The sequence below is a fragment of the Pseudomonas protegens genome (assembly GCF_003732485.1).
GTDB classification, from domain to species: domain Bacteria; phylum Pseudomonadota; class Gammaproteobacteria; order Pseudomonadales; family Pseudomonadaceae; genus Aquipseudomonas; species Aquipseudomonas protegens_B.
Window position 1 is genome coordinate 163,674 of the sequence record NZ_MOAK01000053.1, and the last position, 3,203, is coordinate 166,876.

4 protein-coding genes and 1 pseudogene are annotated in these 3,203 nt (G+C 60.4%); all 5 read left to right on the top strand.

Annotation, left to right across the window (positions count from 1 at the left end):
* Nucleotides 1-213: pseudogene (locus tag BLX41_RS35330) on the top strand (cytochrome C oxidase Cbb3); the annotation flags it as partial.
* A 10-nt stretch (nucleotides 214-223) separates the two neighbouring features.
* Nucleotides 224-832: a cytochrome-c oxidase, cbb3-type subunit II gene (ccoO, locus tag BLX41_RS13850; RefSeq protein ID WP_123725346.1), complete on the top strand. Its 609-nt coding sequence runs from the start codon at nucleotides 224-226 to the stop codon at nucleotides 830-832.
* Nucleotides 833-835: 3 nt separating this feature from the next.
* Nucleotides 836-1,066 (top strand): cbb3-type cytochrome oxidase subunit 3, encoded by a 231-nt coding sequence (locus BLX41_RS13855; protein ID WP_123725347.1) that lies wholly within the window; start codon nucleotides 836-838, stop codon nucleotides 1,064-1,066.
* Nucleotides 1,063-2,004: a cytochrome-c oxidase, cbb3-type subunit III gene (gene ccoP / locus BLX41_RS13860; RefSeq protein WP_123725348.1), complete on the top strand. Its 942-nt coding sequence runs from the start codon at nucleotides 1,063-1,065 to the stop codon at nucleotides 2,002-2,004. The genes BLX41_RS13855 and ccoP overlap by 4 nt, the downstream gene beginning before the upstream one ends.
* A gap of 494 nt (nucleotides 2,005-2,498) precedes the next feature.
* On the top strand, nucleotides 2,499-3,203 hold a 705-nt coding region (locus tag BLX41_RS13865; RefSeq protein WP_185073540.1), incomplete at its 3' end, for a cbb3-type cytochrome c oxidase subunit I.

The window sequence follows — 3,203 nt, forward strand, 5'->3', positions numbered from 1 at the left end:
GCCCAGGGCCTGATGTGGCGTGCAGTCAACGAAGACGGCACCCTCACCTACTCCTTCGTCGAAACCCTGGTGGCCAGCCACCCAGGCTTCATCGTGCGACTGGTGGGTGGTGCGATCTTCCTCAGCGGCATGTTCCTGATGGCCTACAACACCTGGCGCACCGTGCGTGCCGCCGTGCCAGCCGAAGTCAACGCCGCTGCGCAGATGGCCTGAGGAGTCCGCCATGAAACACGAAACGATTGAAAAAAACGTCGGCCTGCTGATGCTGCTGATGGTCTTCGCGGTGAGCATCGGTGGTCTGACCCAGATCGTCCCGCTGTTCTTCCAGGACGTCACCAACAAGCCGGTGGAAGGCATGAAGCCCTACACCGCCCTGCAACTGGAAGGCCGTGACATCTACATCCGCGAAGGCTGCGTACAGTGCCACTCGCAGATGATCCGTCCGTTCCGCGCTGAAACCGAACGTTACGGTCACTACTCGGTGGCCGGTGAAAGCGTCTGGGACCACCCGTTCCTGTGGGGTTCCAAGCGTACCGGTCCGGACCTGGCCCGTGTCGGTGGCCGCTACTCCGATGACTGGCACCGTGCGCACTTGTACAACCCGCGCAACGTCGTGCCCGAGTCGAAGATGCCGGCCTACCCCTGGCTGGTGACAGCGCCGGTGGACAGCAGCCATACCGAAACCAAGCTCAAGGTCATGCGCACCCTCGGCGTGCCCTACACCGACGACGACATCGCCGGGGCCACCGCCTCGCTCAAGGGCAAGACCGAGATGGACGCCCTGGTGTCCTACCTGCAAGTGCTTGGCACTGCGATCAAGAGCAAGAGGTGAGCCATGGGTTTTGAACTCGATAGCGGCATGATCCGCGGGCTCGGGACCCTGGTGGTGATGATCGCCTTCATCGGCCTGTCGATCTGGGTATTCAACGCCAAACGCAACCCCGAGTTTGCCCAGGCACGCCTGCTGCCCTTCGCCGACGATCCGGCGCCGGGCGCGGCGCACGCCGGCCATTCATCTGATGACGCTCAACCTCAAGAGCCTGCGACAAGGAGCATTCGGCCATGACCACCTTCTGGAGTACGTGGATCTGCGTACTGACCATCGGCAGCCTGATCGGCCTGACCTGGCTGCTGGTCGGCACCCGCAAGGGTGAAACCAAGGGCAGCGTGGACCAGACCATGGGCCACGCTTTCGATGGCATCGAGGAGTACGACAACCCCCTGCCGCAATGGTGGTTCCTGCTGTTCGCCGGGACCCTGGTGTTTTCCGTGGGCTACCTGATCCTCTACCCGGGTCTGGGCAACTGGAAAGGCATCCTGCCGGGCTATGAGGACGGCTGGACCCAGACCAAGGAATGGGAAAAGGAAATGGCCAAGGCGGACGTTAAGTTTGGGCCGATCTTCGCCAAATTCGCCGCCATGCCCGTGGAAGAAGTGGCCAAGGACCCACAAGCACTGAAGATGGGTGGACGCCTGTTCGCTTCCAACTGCTCGGTGTGCCACGGCTCTGACGCCAAGGGTGCTTTCGGCTTCCCCAACCTGGCGGACGACAACTGGCGGTGGGGCGGCAGCGCCGACACCATCAAGGCCACCATCATGGGCGGCCGCATGGCAGCCATGCCGGCCTGGGGTGAAGTGCTCAAGGAAAACGGGGTGAAGAACGTTGCTGCCTATGTTCGTCATGAACTGGCCGGCCTGCCCCTGCCTGCAGACAGCGATGCTGACCTGCTGGCCGGACAGCAAGCATTCAGCACCACCTGCGTAGCCTGCCACGGCGCCAACGGCAAAGGCACCGAGATCATGGGCGCACCCGATCTGACCCAGCCTGCCGGCTTCATCTACGGTACTAGCCTGGCGCAACTGCAACAGACTATCCGCCACGGTCGCCAGGGTCATATGCCGGCCCAGAGCGAGTTGCTTGGCAATGACAAGGTGCAACTGCTGGCTGCCTACGTGTACAGCCTCTCCCACGGCAACAAGCAACAAGCCGCAAACGACCAGTAAGGCAACATCCGCAGGCTGCAGGTTTTCAACTTGCAGCCTGTCCCTTGAAGTTCCCCCCGCCTCTTTGCGACCAAGTGTCGCACCCCTCTCCCCCGCTGCGTTTGCACTGATCCGAATCAGGTCTAAGCTTGCCCCGAAGTGGACTGGCAATGACCGGTCACAGGCCATCGGTATCCTAGACGTTCGAAGCTTTCGCTCGATGACAGGCCGCAAAGGCTGGTTTATACCGGCTGTCGACTGGCTTACCGCCTGTCAGCTGATCCGCGGACTTCCACACACCCGGTTACATCTGACCTGACACCCCGAGTTTTTTGTCCACTGCGACATTTTGTCCGAGGGCATTTTTTGTCCCTACTCGGCATAGGGAAAGGCCGCAGAATCAGGCATGGAACGCATTGACACAGGTCATGGCGCGTTGCAATGACCCCCTGCTTTCTCCATACTTGCGGCCGATTTTTATCCCTAATAAAACACCCAAACCGTGGAACCTTAGAATGAGCACAGCAATCAGTCCGACTGCTTATAACTATAAGGTAGTCCGCCAGTTCGCCATCATGACGGTGGTCTGGGGGATCCTTGGCATGGGGCTCGGTGTCTTCATCGCCTCGCAACTGGTCTGGCCGGAGTTGAACTTCGGTCTGCCATGGACGACCTTTGGACGCCTGCGCCCGCTGCACACCAACCTGGTGATCTTCGCCTTCGGTGGATGTGCATTGTTTGCCACCTCTTACTATGTCGTGCAGCGAACCTGCCAGACGCGACTGATTTCCGACAGCCTTGCGGCCTTCACCTTCTGGGGTTGGCAAGCGGTGATCGTCGGCGCGATCGTGACCCTGCCACTGGGTTACACCACCACCAAGGAATACGCCGAACTGGAATGGCCTCTGGCTATCCTGCTGGCGATCGTCTGGGTCACCTACGGTCTGGTGTTCTTTGGCACCATCACCAAGCGCAAGACCAAGCACATCTACGTCGGTAACTGGTTCTACGGTGCCTTCATCGTGGTGACCGCGATGCTGCACATCGTCAACCATGCCTCCCTGCCGGTCAGCTTCTTCAAGTCCTACTCGGCCTATGCCGGTGCGACTGACGCCATGATCCAGTGGTGGTATGGCCACAACGCCGTGGGCTTCTTCCTGACCACCGGTTTCCTGGGGATGATGTACTACTTCGTACCCAAGCAGGCCGAGCGTCCGATC

Excerpts from the sequence above, each read along its gene's own strand:
- ccoO (WP_123725346.1), top strand. The coding sequence starts at position 224 with ATGAAACACGAAACGATTGAAAAAAACGTCGGCCTGCTGATGCTGCTG.
- BLX41_RS13855 (WP_123725347.1), top strand. The coding sequence starts at position 836 with ATGGGTTTTGAACTCGATAGCGGCATGATCCGCGGGCTCGGGACCCTG.
- ccoP (WP_123725348.1), top strand. The coding sequence starts at position 1,063 with ATGACCACCTTCTGGAGTACGTGGATCTGCGTACTGACCATCGGCAGC.